Source organism: Chitinasiproducens palmae, assembly GCF_900095735.1.
GTDB classification, from domain to species: Bacteria; Pseudomonadota; Gammaproteobacteria; order Burkholderiales; family Burkholderiaceae; genus Chitinasiproducens; species Chitinasiproducens palmae.
The window spans coordinates 55,857-75,031 of the sequence record NZ_FNLO01000013.1 but is presented as its reverse complement, the minus strand read 5'-3'; the positions used below and the strand labels follow the sequence as shown (position 1 = coordinate 75,031).

At 67.5% G+C, this 19,175-nt stretch carries 18 protein-coding genes; 4 read left to right on the top strand and 14 right to left on the bottom strand.

Annotated elements, in window-relative coordinates; genetic code table 11:
- Positions 1–54 precede the first annotated feature (54 nt).
- The 4 genes from BLU54_RS19060 to BLU54_RS19045 all read right to left on the bottom strand — a co-directional run bounded on the left by BLU54_RS19060 (position 55) and on the right by BLU54_RS19045 (position 4,308).
- Entirely contained in the window at positions 55–936 is an 882-nt protein-coding gene (locus BLU54_RS19060; protein ID WP_235838033.1) for a pyridoxal-phosphate dependent enzyme, read from the bottom strand.
- 378 nt (positions 937–1,314) lie between these two features.
- The gene (locus BLU54_RS19055) at positions 1,315–2,658 is read right to left on the bottom strand and encodes an MFS transporter (RefSeq protein WP_091911957.1); all 1,344 of its coding nucleotides are present in this window, start codon (positions 2,656–2,658) and stop codon (positions 1,315–1,317) included.
- A 119-nt stretch (positions 2,659–2,777) separates the two neighbouring features.
- Positions 2,778–3,572 carry an alanyl-tRNA editing protein gene (locus tag BLU54_RS19050; RefSeq protein WP_091911955.1) on the bottom strand — a complete coding sequence of 265 codons (795 nt, stop codon included), beginning with the start codon at positions 3,570–3,572 and terminating at the stop codon, positions 2,778–2,780.
- Positions 3,573–3,579: 7 nt separating this feature from the next.
- Positions 3,580–4,308 (bottom strand): serine O-acetyltransferase, encoded by a 729-nt coding sequence (locus BLU54_RS19045; protein WP_091911952.1) that lies wholly within the window; start codon positions 4,306–4,308, stop codon positions 3,580–3,582.
- A gap of 404 nt (positions 4,309–4,712) precedes the next feature.
- On the opposite strand from BLU54_RS19045, the gene BLU54_RS19035 reads away from it, so the two are divergent.
- A complete protein-coding gene (locus tag BLU54_RS19035) occupies positions 4,713–5,537 on the top strand; it encodes an AraC family transcriptional regulator (protein ID WP_170845230.1) in 825 nt (274 codons plus the stop codon).
- Between the two features lie 365 nt (positions 5,538–5,902).
- Here the strand turns inward: BLU54_RS19035 and BLU54_RS19030 are convergent, their stop codons facing one another.
- The 10 genes from BLU54_RS19030 to BLU54_RS23865 all read right to left on the bottom strand — a co-directional run bounded on the left by BLU54_RS19030 (position 5,903) and on the right by BLU54_RS23865 (position 16,117).
- Positions 5,903–6,667 carry an SDR family NAD(P)-dependent oxidoreductase gene (locus tag BLU54_RS19030; RefSeq protein WP_091911945.1) on the bottom strand — a complete coding sequence of 255 codons (765 nt, stop codon included), beginning with the start codon at positions 6,665–6,667 and terminating at the stop codon, positions 5,903–5,905.
- Positions 6,668–7,013: 346 nt separating this feature from the next.
- Positions 7,014–7,931 carry an SMP-30/gluconolactonase/LRE family protein gene (locus BLU54_RS19025; protein WP_091911943.1) on the bottom strand — a complete coding sequence of 306 codons (918 nt, stop codon included), beginning with the start codon at positions 7,929–7,931 and terminating at the stop codon, positions 7,014–7,016.
- A 41-nt stretch (positions 7,932–7,972) separates the two neighbouring features.
- A complete protein-coding gene (locus tag BLU54_RS19020) occupies positions 7,973–9,298 on the bottom strand; it encodes an MFS transporter (protein ID WP_091911941.1) in 1,326 nt (441 codons plus the stop codon).
- 135 nt (positions 9,299–9,433) lie between these two features.
- Positions 9,434–10,300, bottom strand: a complete 867-nt coding sequence (locus BLU54_RS19015) for a fumarylacetoacetate hydrolase family protein (protein WP_091911939.1) — start codon at positions 10,298–10,300, stop codon at positions 9,434–9,436.
- Positions 10,301–10,447: 147 nt separating this feature from the next.
- A complete protein-coding gene (locus BLU54_RS19010) occupies positions 10,448–11,203 on the bottom strand; it encodes an SDR family NAD(P)-dependent oxidoreductase (protein ID WP_170845229.1) in 756 nt (251 codons plus the stop codon).
- 67 nt (positions 11,204–11,270) lie between these two features.
- Positions 11,271–12,749 carry an FAD-binding oxidoreductase gene (locus tag BLU54_RS19005; RefSeq protein WP_091911934.1) on the bottom strand — a complete coding sequence of 493 codons (1,479 nt, stop codon included), beginning with the start codon at positions 12,747–12,749 and terminating at the stop codon, positions 11,271–11,273.
- Positions 12,746–13,579 (bottom strand): SDR family NAD(P)-dependent oxidoreductase, encoded by an 834-nt coding sequence (locus tag BLU54_RS19000; protein ID WP_091911929.1) that lies wholly within the window; start codon positions 13,577–13,579, stop codon positions 12,746–12,748. Before BLU54_RS19000 ends, BLU54_RS19005 begins: the two co-directional genes overlap by 4 nt.
- A 35-nt stretch (positions 13,580–13,614) precedes the next feature.
- Positions 13,615–14,571 carry a LysR family transcriptional regulator gene (locus BLU54_RS18995; protein ID WP_091911926.1) on the bottom strand — a complete coding sequence of 319 codons (957 nt, stop codon included), beginning with the start codon at positions 14,569–14,571 and terminating at the stop codon, positions 13,615–13,617.
- Between the two features lie 29 nt (positions 14,572–14,600).
- On the bottom strand, positions 14,601–15,902 hold the full coding sequence (locus BLU54_RS18990; protein WP_407919443.1) for an MFS transporter: 1,302 nt from the start codon (positions 15,900–15,902) through the stop codon (positions 14,601–14,603).
- A gap of 59 nt (positions 15,903–15,961) precedes the next feature.
- Entirely contained in the window at positions 15,962–16,117 is a 156-nt protein-coding gene (locus tag BLU54_RS23865; RefSeq protein WP_170845228.1) for a hypothetical protein, read from the bottom strand.
- Between the two features lie 428 nt (positions 16,118–16,545).
- Here BLU54_RS23865 and BLU54_RS18985 point away from each other — a divergent pair, with 428 nt between their 5' ends.
- From BLU54_RS18985 to BLU54_RS18975, 3 genes are read left to right on the top strand one after another with little or no spacing between them, the layout of a single operon-like run.
- Positions 16,546–17,097: a nuclear transport factor 2 family protein gene (locus BLU54_RS18985; protein WP_235838032.1), complete on the top strand. Its 552-nt coding sequence runs from the start codon at positions 16,546–16,548 to the stop codon at positions 17,095–17,097.
- On the top strand, positions 17,094–17,969 hold the full coding sequence (locus tag BLU54_RS18980) for a TauD/TfdA dioxygenase family protein (protein ID WP_091911919.1): 876 nt from the start codon (positions 17,094–17,096) through the stop codon (positions 17,967–17,969). The genes BLU54_RS18985 and BLU54_RS18980 overlap by 4 nt, the downstream gene beginning before the upstream one ends.
- Positions 17,966–19,114: an alpha-hydroxy acid oxidase gene (locus BLU54_RS18975; RefSeq protein ID WP_235838031.1), complete on the top strand. Its 1,149-nt coding sequence runs from the start codon at positions 17,966–17,968 to the stop codon at positions 19,112–19,114. Before BLU54_RS18980 ends, BLU54_RS18975 begins: the two co-directional genes overlap by 4 nt.
- Positions 19,115–19,175: the final 61 nt, after the last annotated feature.

The following is a 19,175-nucleotide window of genomic DNA, read 5'->3' as shown; positions in this document are numbered from 1 at the left end:
ACGGCTCGGTGTTTTGCGGGTCTGCCAGTGTGTCCGCTTGACTGCCGCCCCGTGTCAGTCCGATTCGAGATACCACATGCCGTGGTCGTAGGCGATGACCAGGGCCCGTGTGTCGGCAGGCAGCTGGCGCGCGAGGGGCGCGGCGACAGACAGACAGGCGGCTGTCGTCATGCCGACCAGATAGCCCGTCCGCGCCACGAAATCCCGCTGGGCGGCGAGCGCTGCGTCGACTTCGACGCTGGCGACACGGTCGATGCCGTTCCAGTCGAGGAATGGCGGCGGCACGCCGACCGACATGCCTTCGAACGGGTGATCGACAAATATCCCGCCACGGGCATCGCAGCCACGCGGTTCGATCAGGATCACATCCATCAGGCAGTGCCTGTTCAGGCCGCGGACGATGCCTGCGAGACTGGCACCGGTGCCCGCGCAAGCGACCAGCACGAGTCGGCGCACGCCCGGGAAGGACGCGAGTTGCGTCGCGATCTCGGGAGCGGTGCTGGTTTCATATGCCGCAACGTTGAGCGGGTTCGAGAATTGATCGGTCCAGAAGTAGTCCCGCGCGCCCTCGCACTGCGCTGCCTGCAAGCGCTGTGCGACGACTTCGGCCGGCGAAGCGCCCTCGCGCAGTTGTGTGTCGCCAACCAGGATCGCGCCGCTGCGCGTCAGGGCACGACGCTTGAGTGGACTGTAGCGCAGGCCGACCACCAGTTCCAATGCCACACCCGCTGCGGCGCAGGCGCACGCCAGCCCAAGGCCGAAGTTGCCGCCGGTCTTTTCGATGACCGTGGTGCGCCCTGGCACGACGCTGCCCGACGCCAGCGCGCTGGCGAGAATGTGGCGGGCGGGGCGAAATTTATGGCTTGCGCCGGGGTTGTTGCATTCGAACTTGACCAGCAGGCCGGGCGACACCTCGCATAAGGGGGTAGGCCACAAGGCGGGCCCGCCGCGGAGAACGCTCGACGCAGTGGTCGACACAGTGGTCGACACAGTGGTCGACGCGGTGGTTTCTGGCAACAGTGTCGGCGGTGTAGCGTCGACCGTGGTCGGCGCCTGGCAGTTCATACGGTGTGTTGACAAAGCGATACGGATGGACAGTCGAAGGAATGAAACCTGGATGCGATCGAGGCGGCCGGGCGTTGCCACGCAGCAACATTGCCCGCCGCGCCGACGACCACGGACGCCACCGACGCAATCGACGTCAATGACGTCGTTGACGCCGGTGCGGCTCGGTGGCGGCCGCGCGCCGCCGCGGTGCGCTCGAACGAGAACCTTGTCGTTCTCGTGCGCGTCAGGCGCCGATCTGTAGCGCGGCTACGAGCTTGCGCGGGCGCTGTTCGACCGCGGCGCACGAAGGACATAGGCGGCCAGCGCGCATGTCAGCGCGGCGACGGCCAGGCAGGCCAGGTTGGTGCGCTGCCAGCCGAGCGTGTTCTGCAGAAGGCCAGGCGCAAACGCGCCAATGGTGGCGGCAACCGCGATGATCGCTTCATTGGTGCCTTGCAGCCGATGCCAGGCCGGCGTGTCGGCGAAACGGCCGAGCAGTGCGCCACCACCGACGTAGCCCAGGTTCCAGCCGACCCCGAGCAGCAGCAGTGCGGCGGCGATCGCGCCGAAGCCAAGGCTGCCACTGCCCAGCCACGCGGCGGCGCCTATCAGCGCGAATCCGGCGCAGAGGACCGATCTCAAGCCACAGCGCGCGATCAAGCGGCCGGTGAAGAACGACGGCACGAACATCGCGAGAACATGGCCCTGCAGCGCAAACGCGGCGGCGTGAGGCGCGCCGCAGTCTGCGCCGAGCACCAATGTCGCCTGGACCATCAGCAGATTCATCAGCAGGTAAGCGCTTGCCGCCGCGCCGATCGCCAGGGCGATCAGCGTGGCGTTGCCACGCATGTCGGCGTTGTCTGCCGACGGGGCGCCCGCCGGTGATGCGGGCGCGGCGCTCGGCACGGGGCGCCAGCGGGCGAGCAGCCCGAGTGTCAGCAGCGCCAACGGCACCAGCACGGCATAACACAGCGCGTCGGGCGCATAGCCGCTGACTTCGCCGATGCCGATCGACAGCAAGGGTCCGGTGAACGCCGCCGCGACGCCGCCCGCGACGACGAAGGACAGCGCGCGGGGACGCAAGGCCGATGGCAAGCCATCAAGCGCGGCGAAGCGGTAGAAGTTGGCGAACGCGATATAAGCGCCCAGCAGACAGTGCGCGACGACCAAGCCGGTGAACGAAGCATGGGTGGTCGCGGCATAGCCGGCCAACCCGGCCGCCGCCAGCAGGGCTGCGCCGAGCACAAAACCGCGTCGGCGGCCCAGCACCCGCATCAGCACTGCCGCCGGATACGTCATCAGCGCGACCGCGGCAAATTGTGCTCCGTAGGGCACGGTGGCCAGCGCCGGATCCGGCGCCAGCCGCATGCCGGCCTGCGGTGCCACCGCCACCGACAGGACGGCCGCGGTCAGGTTGATCGCCTGACACAGCGCGAGCAGGAAGGTCGACGGCGGCAGACGTGCGCGACTGCCACCGTCCCCGCCGGCGGTGCCGCCCGCCGGCGGGCTGGCCGCGCCGCGGCCGGCGTTGGCCGTTGGGGCTGCGTCACCGGCTGGAGCGATGGCGGCCGCATCGACCGAAGGGCTGGGTGGCGCGGCGTCCGTCGCCATGCCCGCTGCGCTCGTTTGTCTGGTCGGCTGAACGGAGCAGGCCGCCGCCGCGCTGGTGCTGGGGAACCGTCGACGCGTCTGTGTCCGCGGCTTGATCTGCTTGCACCGAAGGTATTGCATCAACCGGCCTCCGGGAGTGCGTGCGACGTTTCGAACAGGGCTTGCCAATCAAGCTGCGCGTGCGGGAACGCACACGACAGGCGTTCCTTGCCGCGCCCCATCGCCTTGCGGCGCACCAGCATCGGCCCGATGGCGCCGGTGCGCGGCAGGTGCGTGCCGCCGCACGGAATGGTGGCTGACTCGCAGTGCCAGTAGCGCGCATCGGGATGGGTGGGCAAGGACTCGACCGTCACTGCACTATCGCGCGACACGTAGCCATTGGCGACCTCGCCGATCGACGCCACGTCGTGCGGCGAGAACCGCTCCGACACGTTGAAGTCGAAGCGGGCCCCGTCGACGCGGATGTGACAACCGCTCACTCGCGCGAGCGCTTCCGGTCGCACGGCTGCAACGCCGAGATAGAGCAGATGGCTCGCCGTATGGCTCAATGACAACTGCGCGCGACGGCGCGCATCGATGCGCACGGTGACCTGCAGGCCCGACGTCAGTGACGCGAGCAATGGCACATCCGCTTCCGCGATCTGGTGCCGAACGATGCCGCCGACCTGGATGTCCGGAAAGTCGGGCAGGCGCAGCGGCTCGCCGTACAGTTTCCGTGCATCGACGAAGCGCAGGATCTGTCCGTTCGGCGTCACGATCTCGCCATGGTCGGCGTCCTGGCCGCCGCCTTCGGGATAGGCGACGGTGGCGTCGAGTTCGAGCCAGTCGCCGGCAATGCTGACGATGTGGGCGCCGCACTCGCTAAGCCATGGCGTTCGGTGACAGCGTTTCAGTGTCGTGCGAGGGAATTTCACGTAGGGCCTATCGATCGACGGTGGGAGAGGGAGCCGGATTAGGCGCGGGCAGGCGGCCCGGCGGTGCGACGCGGCGCGACGGCGCACCACGCAGACGCGTGACCTGCAGGGTGGTCTTGACCCTGACCACGGAGCCCGGCGCGAGGTCCTGATTCACGACGCAATGCGGTCCGATCGAGACGTCGTCGCCGATCGTTACCGCACCGAACACACGCGCGTAGGCGCCGACTTCAACGCGGTTGCCGAGCTGCGGGTGACGTCGGCCAGGCGCATTGTCGGCAATGCCGGCGGCGCCGAGCGTGACGCCACCGAGCAGGTAGCAATCGTCGCCGAGTTCAGCGGTCTGCCCGATGACGGTGCCCCAGCCGTGATCCAGCACAAAGCGGTGACCGATGCGCGCGTGAGGGTGAATCTCTGCGCCGGAGAGCAACTTCCCGCGGCACGACAGCAGGGCCGCAAGCGTTTCCGCTTCCTGGCGATCGATGCCCGGGTCGCAGCCATCCAGCCAGGCACGCGCCAGCCGGTAGTGCAAGACAGCGCGAAACGACGTGCAGGCCTGCGCGACACGTGTCGGATCGCCGGCGGCGGGATCGCGCCGGACGTAGGCGGCAAGGTCGTCGCTGCCATGGCCGAGCGCGGTGCGCATGCATGCGCCGTCGCGGAAGCGGCCGACCAGGCGGCGTGGGCAACATTCGAGAAGGGCGGCCTCCAAGAGGCCGCGGATGATGTCTTGCATGGGCGATCGGATAGGAGTCGAGGGCCGCTCGTGGGCAACCCTGCTATTGCTTTTGACAAGGGACTCCAGGTATCGGTGGCGGCCATGCAGAAGCGGGTCCGCATGGCGTCGCAGACGCACTGCGCGGCCGCGCGACCGGGTGCCGAGACAGCGACGATCGCGGCTTCGAGTGTGGAACGGCGCGCGGTTTCGCGCGTCGTTCCACGCGCCGTTTCGTTCGTGCTCGAACGTCGCAAGATGACGGCGTCGAGCCCGGCTTGTCAGTTTCGGCATCGATGCGGATTCCTGGAGGACTCCGCATCGTAGAGAGCGGAATCGGCGTGTGCTTGCATGAAACTGATCTAGAATCGACGGTGCCGGCGCTGTGCTACGGCCGCGGTCGGCTGAGTCAGACGGGGAGGGCGATGGCTGGATGTGAAAAGCGTTGGGACGCTGCGGCGGTCGAACCGGTGCGCCGGTTCGCGGCACCGCAATTCAGCGTGGAGTTGCTACCGAAGCAGTCGTACGAAACTGCCTACATTGCCGAGCATGCGGCGATCGGCTTTGCATTCGAGCGGCAGTGTGGCGTGCATGCGTTTGCGAGTTCGCGCATTCTGCCTTTCCAGCGGCCGCCCAATACGCTGTCCTGCGTGCCGCCGGGCTGCGATGTGTACTCGACCTCAACCGATGGCGGTGAATACCTGGTGGTGGTACCGGGTCTAGCGAGATCGACTTTCGATCTGGGGCCGGTCGACACACGCGTCGACGCGGCAGCCATCGCCGCGGCCTACGCGATCCGCAGGACGTTGCTGCGCGGCACGCACTGTCACGAGGAATTGGAACCGCACATATACGCGTTGTGCGAATCGGTCGAGCTGGCGTCGAGCCGCTTGCGCGCGTCACGGCCATCCGCAAGGTCGATGACCGCTGCCCGGCTGCGAAAGTTGGCCGACTACATCGATGCCAATCTGCATCGGTCGCTTGGCGTGACGGAACTCGCCGCCGTGGTCGAGCTATCGGAAGGATTTTTCATCAGGGCGTTCAAGGCGGCCATCGGCAAGAGCCCGCACGACCATCTGATCGACTGTCGCCTGGCTCGGGCCCGCGCGCTTCTGGCGCACAGCCCGTACGATCTGCGCGAGGTCGCGCTGGCGAGCGGTTTCTCGTCGCATGCCCACATGACGCGGCTCTTTCACGCGCGTCTGGGATTGGCACCCAGCGCATTGCGAAGCGGCTTGGCCAGACACTGACCGAAGACCGGACTGGACATGGGCGGCTCGGCGCTCGACCCGACTCGACCGTGCTCGCGCGAGCACGCATGACCTCGCGCAACTTCGCGCGCGCGAACGACGCAGACATGCGCATACGTTCGCCTATCGCGGTATCGCCCTGTCGCATCGCCCAGTGGCGAGCAGGCCATCATCGCCGCGTAGTCAGGCAGTCAGTCAGTCAGGCACGGCGCGCTTTCGCGCACCAGCGCACCAGCGCACCAGCGCACCAGCGCAACAGCGCAACAGCGCAACAGCGCTGCCGTGTCGCCGACCGGCGTGCCGGCGCGAGCGTCCACCCGCCGACCCGCCGGACGGGCGTCAGGCTCGCCGTGCCGATGTAATGTTCAGACGAGCACCTGGCCACCATCGACCGTCAGCGTCTGTCCGGTGATCCATCGCGCCTGCTCGCTCGCGAGGAAGACCGCGGCGTGGGCCACGTCCTCCGGTGCGCCGAGCGCGCCGAACGGGATGCCCGCTTCGATGCGTTGATAGAGCGCGGGATCCGTGCGTCGACGTTCGTCCCAAGTACCACCTGGAAACACGATGGCGCCTGGTGCGATCGCGTTGACGCGAATCCGCTCGGGCGCCAGCGCGAGGGCGTGCGACCCTGTGTAATGGATGACCGCGGCCTTGACTGCGGCATAGGCGGGCGTGCGGGCGTTCGGACGAAAGCCGGAAATCGACGCGATGTTGATGATGCTCGGTGAACGGCGCGATGCGGACGCAGTCCGCAGGTGCGGCAAGGCCGCATGGCCGGCGCGCACCGTCGCCATCAGGTCGATGCGCGTCGACGCTTGCCATGCGGCTTCGTCGTCCGGCAAGCCGAAGCCCGAAGCGTTGTTGACCAGCACGTCGATGCCGCCGAGTTCAGCCGCCGCGGCGCCGATATAGGCGTCGATCTGATCGGCCTCGGCCAGATCGCAGCGCGCGGTGTGGACCCGGTGGCCGTGCGCCGCAAGTGCCCGCGCAACATCGTCCAGTCCGTCGGAGCGGCGCGCGCAGACCGAGACGTCCGCGCCGGCGGCGGCGAAAGCGAGTGCAATGGCGCGGCCGATGCCGCGGGTGCCGCCGGTCACGACAACGCGCCGGCCAGTGAAATCGAGATGCATCGAGGGCTCCGGTTTTGAGGACGGTAGGTACGCGTCGTTTTACCAGATTGTCGGCGCAAGCGTTCGACGCGGCAGTCGTGCGGCGCCGGCGGCCTGGTGCGGGCCATCCGCCACCGTCCCACTGAAACACAGGCGCGCACTCGTCAGGTGCCATTCGCCATCCGCCATCCGCCATCCGCCATCCGCCATGCGTTCCCTGCGGCTCGACATGGCTGTGGACGCCGCGACGCGGTCTCGAAAAGCGGCTCGTTGATCCGAAGCGGGCTGTGCGCGCTGCGCGGTGGCCGCGGGCCGCGCCGTGACGCGCCCCGCCGCGCTGGCTGCGCGCAACCGGTTCGCGGCTGGCTCAGGCCGTGGCGGTCACGTCGCCACGCCAATGGCGCATCGGTGCGCCGGCCACCGGCGATTGGAACGACGCGACACTGCGCATCTTCAGCGAACCCACATAGACGGTTCGCAGGTCCTCGCCGGCAAAGGTGACGCTGGTCGGAAAGTCGATCGTCTTGCCGTCCGGATCGTCGAACACGGTGATGGCGGTGCCGTCTGGCTTGAGCACGACCAGTTGATTGCGCGTGATCTCGGTGACCCACAGGTTGCCGTCGGCGTCGAAGGCGATGCCATCGACCTTGGCGCCGTCGAAGAGCGGCATCGGGCCAAAGGTTTCGCGCCCTGACAGGCTGCCATCCGGGCCGATGCGGTAGCGGCTGATGCCGCCCGCGGTGGTCTCGGCCACGTACAGGAACTCACCGCGCGCGTCGACGCGCACTTCGTTCGTGAAGCGCAGTCCGTCGGCAACGCGGCGCGGGTTGCGCCCCTCGGGGTCCATCAACAGGACGTAGCCGTCGGGCACGACGCTGTTCAAGGCAGCCGAGCGCGGTTCGGTGATGGTCGAGACCGCGACCCACAGGCGGTCCCAGTCGTCGAGGTAGACGAAGTTGACCGCGCCGAGGCGCTTGCCTTCGTAGCTGTCAAGCACGATTCGCTTGTTGCCGTCGCGATCGATCCGATACACGACGCCTGCGCCGATGTCGGCGACGATGAACTCGCCGTCGCGTGTCATCGCGATGCCATTGGGCACGCCCTCTTGCGGGCCGAACAGCCGCTGCTTGCCGCTGCCGGCTTCGATATGCGTGATCGCGCCGCGGTTGTCGGCGATCCACAGCGTGCCGTCCCGTTCGGCAATGATGCATTCGGGGCGGCTGAGATCCGTCCCGACGTAACGTACATCCGCGGGCGCTACCTTGAAATGGTCGATGTTCTGCATGTCTGTGTCTCCTGCGGGGATGAAACGGAAGGCGCGCGGCCTCATATCGCCTTGCGCCGCGAGGCATCGGCGCGACCGCCGAACGCGGCGTCGCTCTCGGTGGGCAGCATCAGGTGGGCGCACAGCGAAGCGAGCAGGCCGATGCCGCCGACGTAGAGCGCGACCGGTGTCAGGCTGCCATATGCCGCGCTGAGCTTGGTTGCCACGATCGGCGCGATGCCGCCGCCGATCGCCGCGCCGAGTTGCAGCCCGAGCGACAGGCCCGAGTAGCGCAGTTCGGCGGGAAATTGCGCGCTGTAGAACGCGGCTTGCGATGCATAGGCGAGCGGGTGCACGACGCCGAGGGCAATCGACACCGCCAGCGTCAGGTAGAGCGGCGTACGCAATTCGACCAACGCGATCAGCGCGGTGATCGACACCGCGATCGCGATGCCGCTGATGCGCGAGACATTGCGTGCACCGATCTTGGTGCACAGCCAGCCGGCGCTGACCATGCCAACGATCTGGCAGGCCGCGCCGGTCATCAGCGCCTGCAACGTGTCGGCCTTGCTGAAGCCGAGCTGGCCGGCATAGGCGATCAGGAAAACCGTGATCGTGTAGTAGATCGTGACCTCGCCCATCTTGTTGCCGATGGTCAGCACGAGCAGGCGCCAGTGGTCGCGCAAGACGTCGAGCGACGGAATGCGCGCGGTCTGGTGGTGCGCCTGCACCTCGACGAAGTCCGGCGTCTCGGGCAGGGAAGAGCGGATGTAATAGCCGCCGATCACCAGCACGACGCTGGCGATGAACGGCAGACGCCAACCCCAGCTGAGGAAGTCGCTTTCAGGCAGCCGGGTGACCAGTGCGAACGAGACGGCCGACATCAGAAGCCCGACCGGAGAGCCGGCCAGCGGCAGCGCGCCGAGAAAGCCCTTCAGCCGTGGCGGCGCATGCTCGACGGCCAGCAGGATCGCGCCGCCGAACTCGCCGCCGAACGCGATGCCCTGCAACACGCGCAGCAAGACGAGCAGGATCGGCGCCCACGCGCCGATCGCGGCGTAGCTCGGCACCAGCCCGAGCAGGAAGGTGGACACACCCATCAGGATCAGGCTCACGGACAGCATGGTCTTGCGTCCGATTCGATCGCCGTAGTGGCCGAAGATCAGTCCGCCGATCGGCCGGGCCAGCAGCCCGCTGGCGAAGGTGCCGAACGAGGCGATGGTGGCGGTCACCGGATCCAGATTGGCGAAGAATACCTTGCCGAAGACCAGGGCCGAAGCCGTTCCATAGGCCAGGAAGTCGAAACCTTCGATCGCGGATCCAGCAACCGCCGCGGTACAGACGCGCCAGAGCGCGGGCCGGTCGTAGCGGCCATCGGTGTTGGACATCTTCGTCTCCTTGTGCGACGCATCGCGTCAGCCTTGATGCCCCGGGCATGACCGCCCGGTGCGGAATTGCCGTCTCTTGCGCGGCGTCGACGACATGTCGGGCACGCGCTGACGGTCTGGTGTCTGAAGCCGGCCTTATGCGGCCACGACCCTGTTTTCGAGCGTGCCGATGCCGCTGACCTCCATGCGTATTGCGTCGCCCGGCTGCAGCCAGCGCGGCGGCTTGCGAAACATGCCGACGCCGGCCGGCGTGCCGGTGGCGATGATGTCGCCGGCTTCCAATGTGATGAAGCGGCTCAGATAGGCGATGAGCGTCGGGATGTCGAAGATCATCCGGCTGGTGTGGCCATGCTGCAGGCGCTCGCCATTCACCCAGCACTGCAGCGTGATGTCGTCAAGCGCGGGCATCGCATCGCGCGTCACGAGCCACGGGCCGATCGGGCAAAACGTGTCGAGGCTTTTGCCGAAGCTGGTCGAATTGGCCTTCGGCATCATCTGCAGCGCCCGTTCGCTGACATCGTTCAGGATCGTGAATGCCGCGATGTACTGCGTCGCCGCCTCGACCGGCACATGACGCGCGGTCTTGCCGATCACCACGGCGACCTCGACCTCGTAGTCCATCTGCCGAACCTCGGCGGTATGGCGAATCTCGCCCTGGTGCCCGATCATTGCGCCGGGCCACTTCATGAAAAGCTTCGGAACGTCGGGCGTCTCGACTGCCATTTCGCTGGCATGGTCGTCGTAGTTTCGGCCTACGCCGATGATCTTGCCCGGCAGGGCGATCGGCGGCAGCCACGTCACCTCGTCGAAGGAGACACCGCGGTCCCCCGACGCGGACGCACGCCGCCAGCCCGCGGCCTCCGGCGCGTCGCCACGCGCCAGCGCGGCCAGAAGCCGGATCACGTCGTCGTCCTTGCCGGGCGCCGCGAGGGCTTGCAGCCTCTCGCTTTCGACCACGCCGTAACGGATGACGCCCTCGTGCTGATATCGTGCGATCTTCATCGGATCAATCGTTCTCGGAATTGCGGCTCGCACCGTGCTGCGGCTTCGGGCAGGTGCTGGTCGCGTGTGAAGGCAGCGCGCCCCAGGCCGTGTCTCCGGGCCGTGTCCTAGAGCGGCGACCTCGGGCCATGTCCTCGGGCAGCGTTTTCAGGCGGCGGGCGGCACAAACGCCGCGCGGGTGCCGCCGTCGACGGGAATGACCGTCCCGGTCACGTAATTCGACTGGTCGCCCAGGTAGAACTCGATGACCGCGGCCACGTCCTCTGGCTGGGCCACGCGGCCGAGCGGCGACGTGCCCGAGGGCCGGTAGCGCCCGGTCTGCGACGCGTCCTGCATCGCCTGGATCATCGGTGTGTCGACCGTGCCCGGTGCGACTGCGTTGACGAGAATGCCTTCGCCGCCGAGTTCCGCGGCCATTACGCCCGTCAGGGTGTGCAGTGCCGCCTTCTGTGCGCCGTAGGCGCCGTTGCCGACCTTCGGGCGGATCGCCGAGATCGAGCCGACGAAAACGATGCGCCGTAGCGCCGCCGGATCGCGCCGCTTGCGCATCAGTTGGACGGCTGCGCGAGCCACCAGCCACGCGCCACGCGTATTGACGTGGTAGAGCGCGTCGAAATCGGCGATCGACATGTCAACGATGGCGCCGATGCGCAAGGTGCCGGCCGAACAGACCAGTGCGTCGATCGTGCCCAGTTGCGTGTCGATTGCAGCGAATGCGGCTTCGACCGAGGCCGGCTCCGACACGTCGCAGTGCATCGCGAAGCTGCGCGCATCGACGGCGCGCCACGCTGTGTCGAATGCCCGGTCGAGCATCACGACGGTCCAGCCCGCGGCAGCGAGACGCGTCGCACTGGCCCGGCCGATGCCCGACGCCGCACCGGTAAGTACTACGATTTTTCCCATGGTCTGACTCCTGTGATTCATCGGGGTGGCTTCGCCGGCGCGTGGGCGTCGGCCATCGGCCATCGGCTCATTCGGGGACGATCAAGCGACCCGGATTGAGCAGGCCATGCGGATCGAATGCCGATTTGAGCCGTCGCGCCAGTTCCTGCGCCAGCGGTGACTTGAAGCGGGCCGCAGCGTGAAGGTAGCGTTGGCCGATGCCGTGCTCCGCCACGAAAGTGCCGCCGAGTTCGACGGCGATTTCCAGCACCGCGTCGCTGATCGCGTCGCGGGCCGCGCCGGCGTCGGGCATTGCGGCCCAGTCGCCCGGCGAAAAGGTGACGTTGTGATGGATGTTGCCGTCGCCCAGATGCGAGACGACTGTTGCGACGGCGGTGGGGTAGCGCTCGGCAAGCATTGCGCCGGTCCGCTCGATGCAAACAGGCACCCGCGACAGCGGCACCGCCACGTCGTGTGTCAGTGTGACGCCGGCGCCCTTCATCGCATCGGTGGCGGCGTGCCGGATGCGCCATAACGCGTCGGCTTGCGCACCGGTCTGGGCGAGGACGGCATCGCTCAGCAGGCCGTGGTCGGCCGCGTCGGCCAGCGCGGTCTCCAGCGCGTCCATCAGACCGCCGCTGTGCCATGTGTCGCCAAGTTCGACCAGGGCGGCCCAGGCCGGCGCCGGCTTCAGCGGCGCCGGGGCGTCGGGCAGATGGCGTCCGATCAACGTCACCAGGCTGCGCGACAACAGTTCGAAGGCGCTGACCCGCGTGCCGAAGCGGTCGCGCAGCGCGGCGAGCAGCGCCAGCGCCTGCTGCGGATGATCGAAGCCGACCCAGGCAAGCGCCGATTCGCGGATCGGCGGAAACAGGCGCAGCGAAGCTGCGGTCACGATGCCCAGCGTGCCTTCCGCACCGACAAAGGCGGTGGCCAGGTCATAACCGCTGCTGTCCTTGCGAGTACGCCGCAGTCCATCCCAGATGCGGCCGTCAGGCAGGACGACCTCGACGCCGAGCGTCAGTTCACGCGCGGTCCCGTATCGCGCGACGGCGGTGCCGCCGGCATTGGTCGACAGATTGCCGCCGATCTGGCAACTGCCTTCGGTGCTGAGCGACAGTGGGAACAGTCGGCCGGCCGCCGCCGCGGCCTGCTGCACGTCGGCGAGGATGCAGCCGGCCTCGACCACGATCACGTCGGACACCGCGTCGATCTCCCGCACCCGGTTCATGCGTGAAAGATTCAGCAGCAACGCGTCGCCGCCGGCGCTGGGCACCGCGCCGCCGCACACCCCGGTGTTGCCGCCCTGCGGCACGATCGGTACCTGATGGTCGGCGCACGCCTTGACGACGCTTGCGACCTGGTCCGTGTTGCGCGGCAGGGCGACCGCGCGAGCTCGCCCGGCATAGCGCCCGAACCAGTCGACGCAGAACGGCGTGGCCGCGTCCTGGTCCTCGATCAGGTCGGCGGGTGCCAGGATGCCGCGCATCGCGGCGCGCCAGCCGTCAGCCGTGGCCTTGGTGCCGTGGGTAGCGGCGCCTGGCGCCGCGCGCGGGCTGACGCTCATCTGTCGCGCTCCGCACCGGGCGCGTAGGCTTGCCGCAGACCGCCGAAGGCTTGCCACGGGCCGCTGACGAGCCAGCCGCAGTCGACAGGCAGGTTGACGCCGGTGATGCCGGAGGCCTGGCTGGAAAGCAGGAACAGGCAGGCTTGCGCGACCTCGTCGGGTTCGACCATGCGCCCGAGCGCCGAATCCCGGTAGGCCTCGGGATCGCGCTCGCCTGCCACCAAGCGGCGCTCGACGCGTGCGGTGCGCGTGAAACCCGGCGAGACGCAGTTGACGCGCACGCCCGAGCGACCCCATTCGGCCGCCAGGCCGGCCGTCATCGCGATGATCGCCGCCTTGGCTGGGCCGTATGAATGGAGCGGCACCGAACGCATGCCGGCGATGGACGCGATATTGACGATCGCACCACCACCGCGTTGTGCCATGGCGGAGCCAAAAGCCCGGCACGTCAGATAGCTGCCGCGCAGGTGCGTGCGCTGTACCTGGTCCCAGACATCCAGCGGCAGGGCGGAGGGCGGGGCGGTGGGTTGAGAAATGCCGGCGGAATTGATCAGCGCGTCGATCGGGCCCGCACTGGCTTCGATCTCGTCGCGCAACGGTTCGAGCGCGTCGCAGGCGAGCAGGTCGAGTCGATGGAACGTGCCGCCCAGGTCGGCGGCAACGGCGGCGCCGGCGTCCTCGTCTCGATCCAGAATCACGACACGCCAGCCGCTGGCGCGCGCCAGCCGCGCGCATGCCTCGCCGATGCCGTTCGCACCGCCGGTGATCGCGACGTGCCTTGCGGGGGAGCGTGCAGAAGTCTGCGCGGCTATCGGTCCGCTCGTATCCATTTCACCTGTCTCCAAGGGTTGTCGGGCTGCCGAGTTCAGTTGCCGACGCTGCGCAGTCGGCCAGGCGATGTGGTGTCGGCGACCGCGGCACCGGACCAATCCTCGCGGTCGCCGATGCGCTCGCGCAGGAAATCGATGAAGGTCCTGACCCGCGACGGCAGGTGGCGCCGGCTCGGATACATCGCATAGACATCCAGTCCGATCGGCGCGCTGTCGGGGATCACGATGACCAGTCGGCCATCGCGTACGTCGTCCTCGATCATGTAGCGTGGGTGCATCGAGATGCCGTGGCCGAGACGTGCCGCGTGCAGCAACGGTTCGCCGAAGTTCGCGCGCACCGATCCCTTCGGACGGATCGAGCGCGCGGCCTCGCCTTCGCCGAAGGTCCACAGCCCGGTCGGCGACTTCGTGGTGTTGACCAGACAGTCGTGAGCGCCGAGTTCGTCCAACGTGCGCGGCGTGCCGCGCAAGGCGAGATAGCGGGGCGACGCGACCAGGCACTGCGGCACGCGCGCGAGTTTGATTGCAACGTAGCTGGTGTCCTTCAAGGCCGGTGCGATGCGGATCGTCAGGTCGAGCCGTTCGCCGACTAGGTCGAGGCTGCCGTCGTCGAGATAGAGCAGAACCTGCATGTCGGGATTGCTGTCGGCAAACGCAGTCACGACTGGCACCAGGTGGTGGGCACCGAACGACGGTGGCGTGCCGACGCGCAGGATGCCGCGCGTCCCGCCCACCGAGCCGCGCAGCCGCCCCTCGACCTCCGACATCTGTTCAAGCATTGCCTCGCCGCTTTCGAGCAATGCCATGCCAGCCTCGGTGATGCTTACGCTCTTGGTGGTGCGCAGCAGCAACTGCACGCCGAGCGTCTGTTCGAGCCATGCCACGTGCTTGGTGACGTTGCCTTTCGAGATGCCGAGGCGCTGCGCGGCCGCCGAGAAGCTGGCGGCCTGCGCGACCTCGATGAAGACTTCGATACAACGCAGGCGATCCATTGCGATGCTCCCAAGATCCAGACGAGGACTCAGCGTTTGACGGCCAGGCTGCCGACGAAGCTCATGGCCGCCGCCAACATCATGTAGAACGCGGGCGACAGCGACGAGTGCGTGAGCGAGATCAGCAAGGTAATGAAGAACGCCGCAAAGCCGCCGAATACCGTTACCGCGAGGTTGTAGGAGACGGCAATGCCGGTGGCCAGCACCTGCGGCGGAAACATCTCGGACAGGGCGGCAAGCAGTGGGCCGGTATAGCAGGCGCTGAAGATGCCGGCCACGATCGAGAACAGCATCAGCGTCGGCAGGGTCGGATACGCGGTGACGGCCGAGAACATCGGATAGGCAGTCACGAAAATGACCGCCGACGACCAGACGAGAAAGCGACGGTAGCCGACCCGGTCCGAGATCGCACCGATCACCGGAGCCAACGCCATGAAGATCGACCCGCCGACGACCACGGACAGGAACGCGAATTTCTGCGGCCGATGCAGTACGGTGACCACGTAGGTCGGCAGGTAATGCATGTAGACATAGGTGCAGGTCGTCCACAAAGCGACCAGCGCGAAGCTCGCCGCGACCTGCAGCGGATAGGTGCGCCAGACCTCGAGGAAGGGCGAGCGTGCCTTCGCCTGTTCACCCAGGTGCGCGGAGACCGGGCTCTCGTCGACGTGGCGTCGGATGTAGAAGCCGATCGGCCCGATCGCCACGCCCAGCAGAAACGGAATGCGCCAGCCCCAGCTGTAGAGCTGGTCGTGCGACAGCACGATGGTCGCGAACGAGCCGATCACGCCGCCCAGCACAATGTTCATCGCGATGCTCGACTGAATCCAGCTGGAATAGAACGCCTTGCGGCCGGCCGGCGCGAATTCCAGCAGGAAGGCGCTGGCGCTGCCCATCTCGCCGCCGGCCGAGAAGCCTTGCAGCAGCCGGGCGAACACCAGCATCGACGGACCGATCAGGCCGCCGGTTTGGTAGGTCGGCGCGACGCCGATCAGCGCGGTGCCGAAGGCCATCATCAGCACCGACAGGGACAGTGCAGGCTTGCGCCCGACCCGGTCGGCGTAGATCCCGAACACGACCGCGCCGACGGGGCGCATCACGAACGCCGCACCATATACACCCACGGTCAGCAGCAGCGAGGTCACTGCATTGCCGGTTGGAAAGAACTGTTTCGAGATGATGACCGCGAAGGCCGTGTAGACCGTGAAGTCGAACCATTCGAGACCGTTGCCGATGGTGGTCGCGATGATGGCTTGACGCCGCTGGCGCGCGGTGGGCATGTCGTTGCGAGCAGCGCTCGCAGCAAGGTCGGGCGGGGTGGTGGCAGCCATCGAAGTCTCACTCGCAGGCGGAACGGGGAAGCGCTTCGCGCGCTCTAGACGGGCCAACGCTATCGGAAGGCCGCGCACAGCGGCGCCCTGCGCGCGACCTCGGCGCGTGACTGCACGTTCAGAACATTCGGCAGGGTCGGCACGATCGGCACGGTCGGCACGATGAGGATCGGGCGTGCGGGGTTGGACCCGATGCGGGCGGGCAGCTGCGGCAACGTGATGTCTCCATTGTTTTCGACGCGACGGCAACGCGTCGGACGGCGATCAATGCGACGTCCTGAGCGGATTCTAGTGCGCTTAAAAACAGCCAGCGGCGTGTCGTCTCGGAAACACACTGTTCTCGATATGGAAACGCGTTGCACGGATCCCCGCGGGCTGGTGCCGCTGCCCCTGGCGATGGCTGCGGCGTGACAGCGTTCGATGACGCGGGCGAAACGCCCTAGGGATTTCACCGATGTCGGCCGCGTGGCGCGAGAGTGTGTAAGGGATCACCCGCTGAGCGCCTTTGCGCGCATTCGCGGCGTTCTCGTTATGGAAACAGATTGTTCGCAGCTGCCAGGCTTACTGGCAGCGCACGGCCTTCCTACAATGGCCGCAACGCTGAGCCTGCCGCCCGCGAAGCAGCCAGCAAATGGAGACGATCGTGCCGACACCGACTTCCGCGGCGGGGCCGGGTCTTGACGCCCTCGCGCAGACCCTGCACCGCTTCTTCCACTGCCTCGACGGCTTCGACTATGCGGGCCTGTTGGCCTGCTGCACCGACGACTTTCGCTGGCTGCGCCAGGGGCGGTGGCTCGACGGCCCCGACGCGGTGCGTGCCGCGTTGGCGCTCAGGCCGCGGACGCAACGCGTCGCCCATTTGATCAGCAATACCTTCGTGAACGAAGCCGACGCCGGCTCTGCCAAGGCGCGCGACGGCGCGCCCGGTGCGACGCCTCGCCTGCCGACCGAGGTGGCCACCGAGTCGTACATGACTGCTTACCGCGCCGACATTGGCAGCGCCGACCTCGGCAGTTCGTCGGCCCCGGCGCGGACGGTGCAGCCGTATCGAATTAATCGCGTCCGGAGCCGTTTTCGTCTGCATGGCGACATCTGGCTGCTGGCCGAGCAGCAGCTCAGCACCGAATTCGAATTCGTCGCCGCGCTACGTCCGGCTGACGACACGCCTACGCCTATCGGAGGAACGTCAACGTGATCATTCAGCCCACTGGCAAGACACTCGGTGCTTGCGTCGAAGACATTGATCTGGCGAAGCCGATCGATGCCGACACCTTCGCGTGTCTCAGGCGCGCGCTTGGCGAACACGGTGTGCTTTGGTATCCGCGCCAGCAGCTCGATGCCGCGGCGCTGAAGCGCTTCGCCGCGCTGTTCGGCACGTTGGAAATCAACGTCGCGAACAGCTATCAGGAACCGGGCATCCCGGAGGTGATGATTCTGTCCAACATTGTTCGCGACGGCAAGCCGATCGGCCTGTCCGACGCAGGGCAGAGCTGGCATACGGATATGTCATACAGCAGCACGATCGCCTTCACCAACATTCTGTACGGCATCGAAATCCCGTTTCGCGACGGGCGCTCGCTCGGCAATACCGAGTTCTGCAACATGCATGCGGCATACGACGAGCTGCCCGATGCGCTGAAGACGCGGCTCGACGGCATGACGATCGAACACGACTTCAACAAGTTCTGGGAAATGATGCGCCGCGAGAAGGGAAGCACACGGCCGCCGCTGACGCCCGCGCAACGCGCCGCGAAGCCGCCGGTCTCGCATCCGGTGTTCCTTCGGCACCCGATCACCGGACGCAAGGTCCTCTATGCCAATCCGGGCTATGCAATGCGCATCAACGAACTGCCGGAGGAGGAAAGCGTCCGAACGCTGGCGTTCCTGTTCGAACACCAGTTGCAGGACAAGTACCGTTACAAACACGACTGGCAGGTAGGCGACGTGCTGATGTGGGACAACATCGGCACCATCCACAATGCAGTCGCCGACTATCGACCGGACGAGCCGCGCCTCATCAAACGCTGTCAGGTGATGGCCGACAAGGTCTTCGAGGAGGTCGCTTGAGCATCAGCGCCCGCGCGCATTCGATCGCCGACCTGCGGCGTCTCGCGCAGCGCCGCCTGCCGCGCGCGGTGTTCGATTTCTTCGACGGCGGTGCCGAGGACGAGCGGGTGCTGACCGGCAATTGCTCGGCATACCGCGCGCATGCGCTGGTGCCGCGCGTGCTGCGCGACGTCAGTCAGGTGTCCCTGACGAGCACGGTCCTCGGACAGCCGAGCGAGATGCCGCTGGCGATCGCGCCGACCGGCGCGGTCGGCTTCGGATGGCGTGGCGGCGATCTGGCCATTGCGCGCGCGGCCGGCCGCCACGGCATCCCATATAGCCTGTCTACCTCCGCAACCGCGTCCATCGAGGAGATCGCGGCGCCCGGCGGCCCGGCACGGCGCTGGTTTCAGTGCTACATCCTGCGCAAGCGCGCGTTCACCGAGGCGCTGATCGACCGAGCCGCCGCGGCGGGCTACGAAGCGCTGATGATCACGGTCGACTTCGCGGTGGGGGGCAAGCGCGAGCGCGATTTTCGCAACGACTTCGCGGTTCCGTTCCGTTACACCGGCCGCAACATGCTTGACTTCGCGTCGCGGCCGGGATGGGCGCTGCCGATGCTGCTGCAAGGCCTGCCGGTGATGAAGAACCTGGTCGGCCTCGAAAAGCAGACGGTGGACGCGGGGGCGCTCGCTTCGTCGGTCGGCCGCAGCTATGACCCGGCGTTCGACTGGGACGGGCTGGCGCAAATTCGTGCGCGCTGGCCGGGCAAGCTGATCGTCAAGGGCATCGTCCATCGCGATGATGCACGGCGCGCGGTCGACTGCGGCGCGGATGCGCTGGTTGTGTCCAACCACGGCGGTCGGCAGCTCGATGCCGGGCTGGCGACGCTGGCCGCGCTGCCGGCCATCGCCGCCGCGGTTGGCGATCGGGTCGAAGTGTTGTTGGACGGCGGCATCCGGCGCGGCTCGGACATCGTGGTGGCGCTTGCGCTCGGCGCGCGGGCGGTCCTGGTCGGCCGCGCAACACTGTTCGGCGTCTGCGCGGACGGCGAGGCCGGGGCGAACCGGGCGCTCGATCTGCTGCACGACGAATTGAGGCGGACGATGCAGCTCTGTGGCGTGCAGCGCGTGGCCGACATCGGGCCGCAGCTGTTCGAGCAGTAGGACGCAACAGGCTGCCCATCGTGGCAGCCGGGTCCGGCGGCCGATTGCGCCGGCCCGCCGC

Coding starts and splice junctions, on each gene's coding strand:
- BLU54_RS19015 (WP_091911939.1), bottom strand. CDS start 10,300: ATGAAGATCGCACGATATCAGCACGAGGGCGTCATCCGTTACGGCGTG.
- BLU54_RS18995 (WP_091911926.1), bottom strand. CDS start 14,571: ATGGATCGCCTGCGTTGTATCGAAGTCTTCATCGAGGTCGCGCAGGCC.
- BLU54_RS18990 (WP_407919443.1), bottom strand. CDS start 15,902: ATGGCTGCCACCACCCCGCCCGACCTTGCTGCGAGCGCTGCTCGCAAC.
- BLU54_RS19045 (WP_091911952.1), bottom strand. CDS start 4,308: ATGCAAGACATCATCCGCGGCCTCTTGGAGGCCGCCCTTCTCGAATGT.
- BLU54_RS19035 (WP_170845230.1), top strand. CDS start 4,713: ATGGCTGGATGTGAAAAGCGTTGGGACGCTGCGGCGGTCGAACCGGTG.
- BLU54_RS19025 (WP_091911943.1), bottom strand. CDS start 7,931: ATGCAGAACATCGACCATTTCAAGGTAGCGCCCGCGGATGTACGTTAC.
- BLU54_RS19005 (WP_091911934.1), bottom strand. CDS start 12,749: ATGAGCGTCAGCCCGCGCGCGGCGCCAGGCGCCGCTACCCACGGCACC.
- BLU54_RS19020 (WP_091911941.1), bottom strand. CDS start 9,298: ATGTCCAACACCGATGGCCGCTACGACCGGCCCGCGCTCTGGCGCGTC.
- BLU54_RS19055 (WP_091911957.1), bottom strand. CDS start 2,658: ATGGCGACGGACGCCGCGCCACCCAGCCCTTCGGTCGATGCGGCCGCC.
- BLU54_RS19030 (WP_091911945.1), bottom strand. CDS start 6,667: ATGCATCTCGATTTCACTGGCCGGCGCGTTGTCGTGACCGGCGGCACC.
- BLU54_RS19010 (WP_170845229.1), bottom strand. CDS start 11,203: ATGGGAAAAATCGTAGTACTTACCGGTGCGGCGTCGGGCATCGGCCGG.
- BLU54_RS19000 (WP_091911929.1), bottom strand. CDS start 13,579: ATGGATACGAGCGGACCGATAGCCGCGCAGACTTCTGCACGCTCCCCC.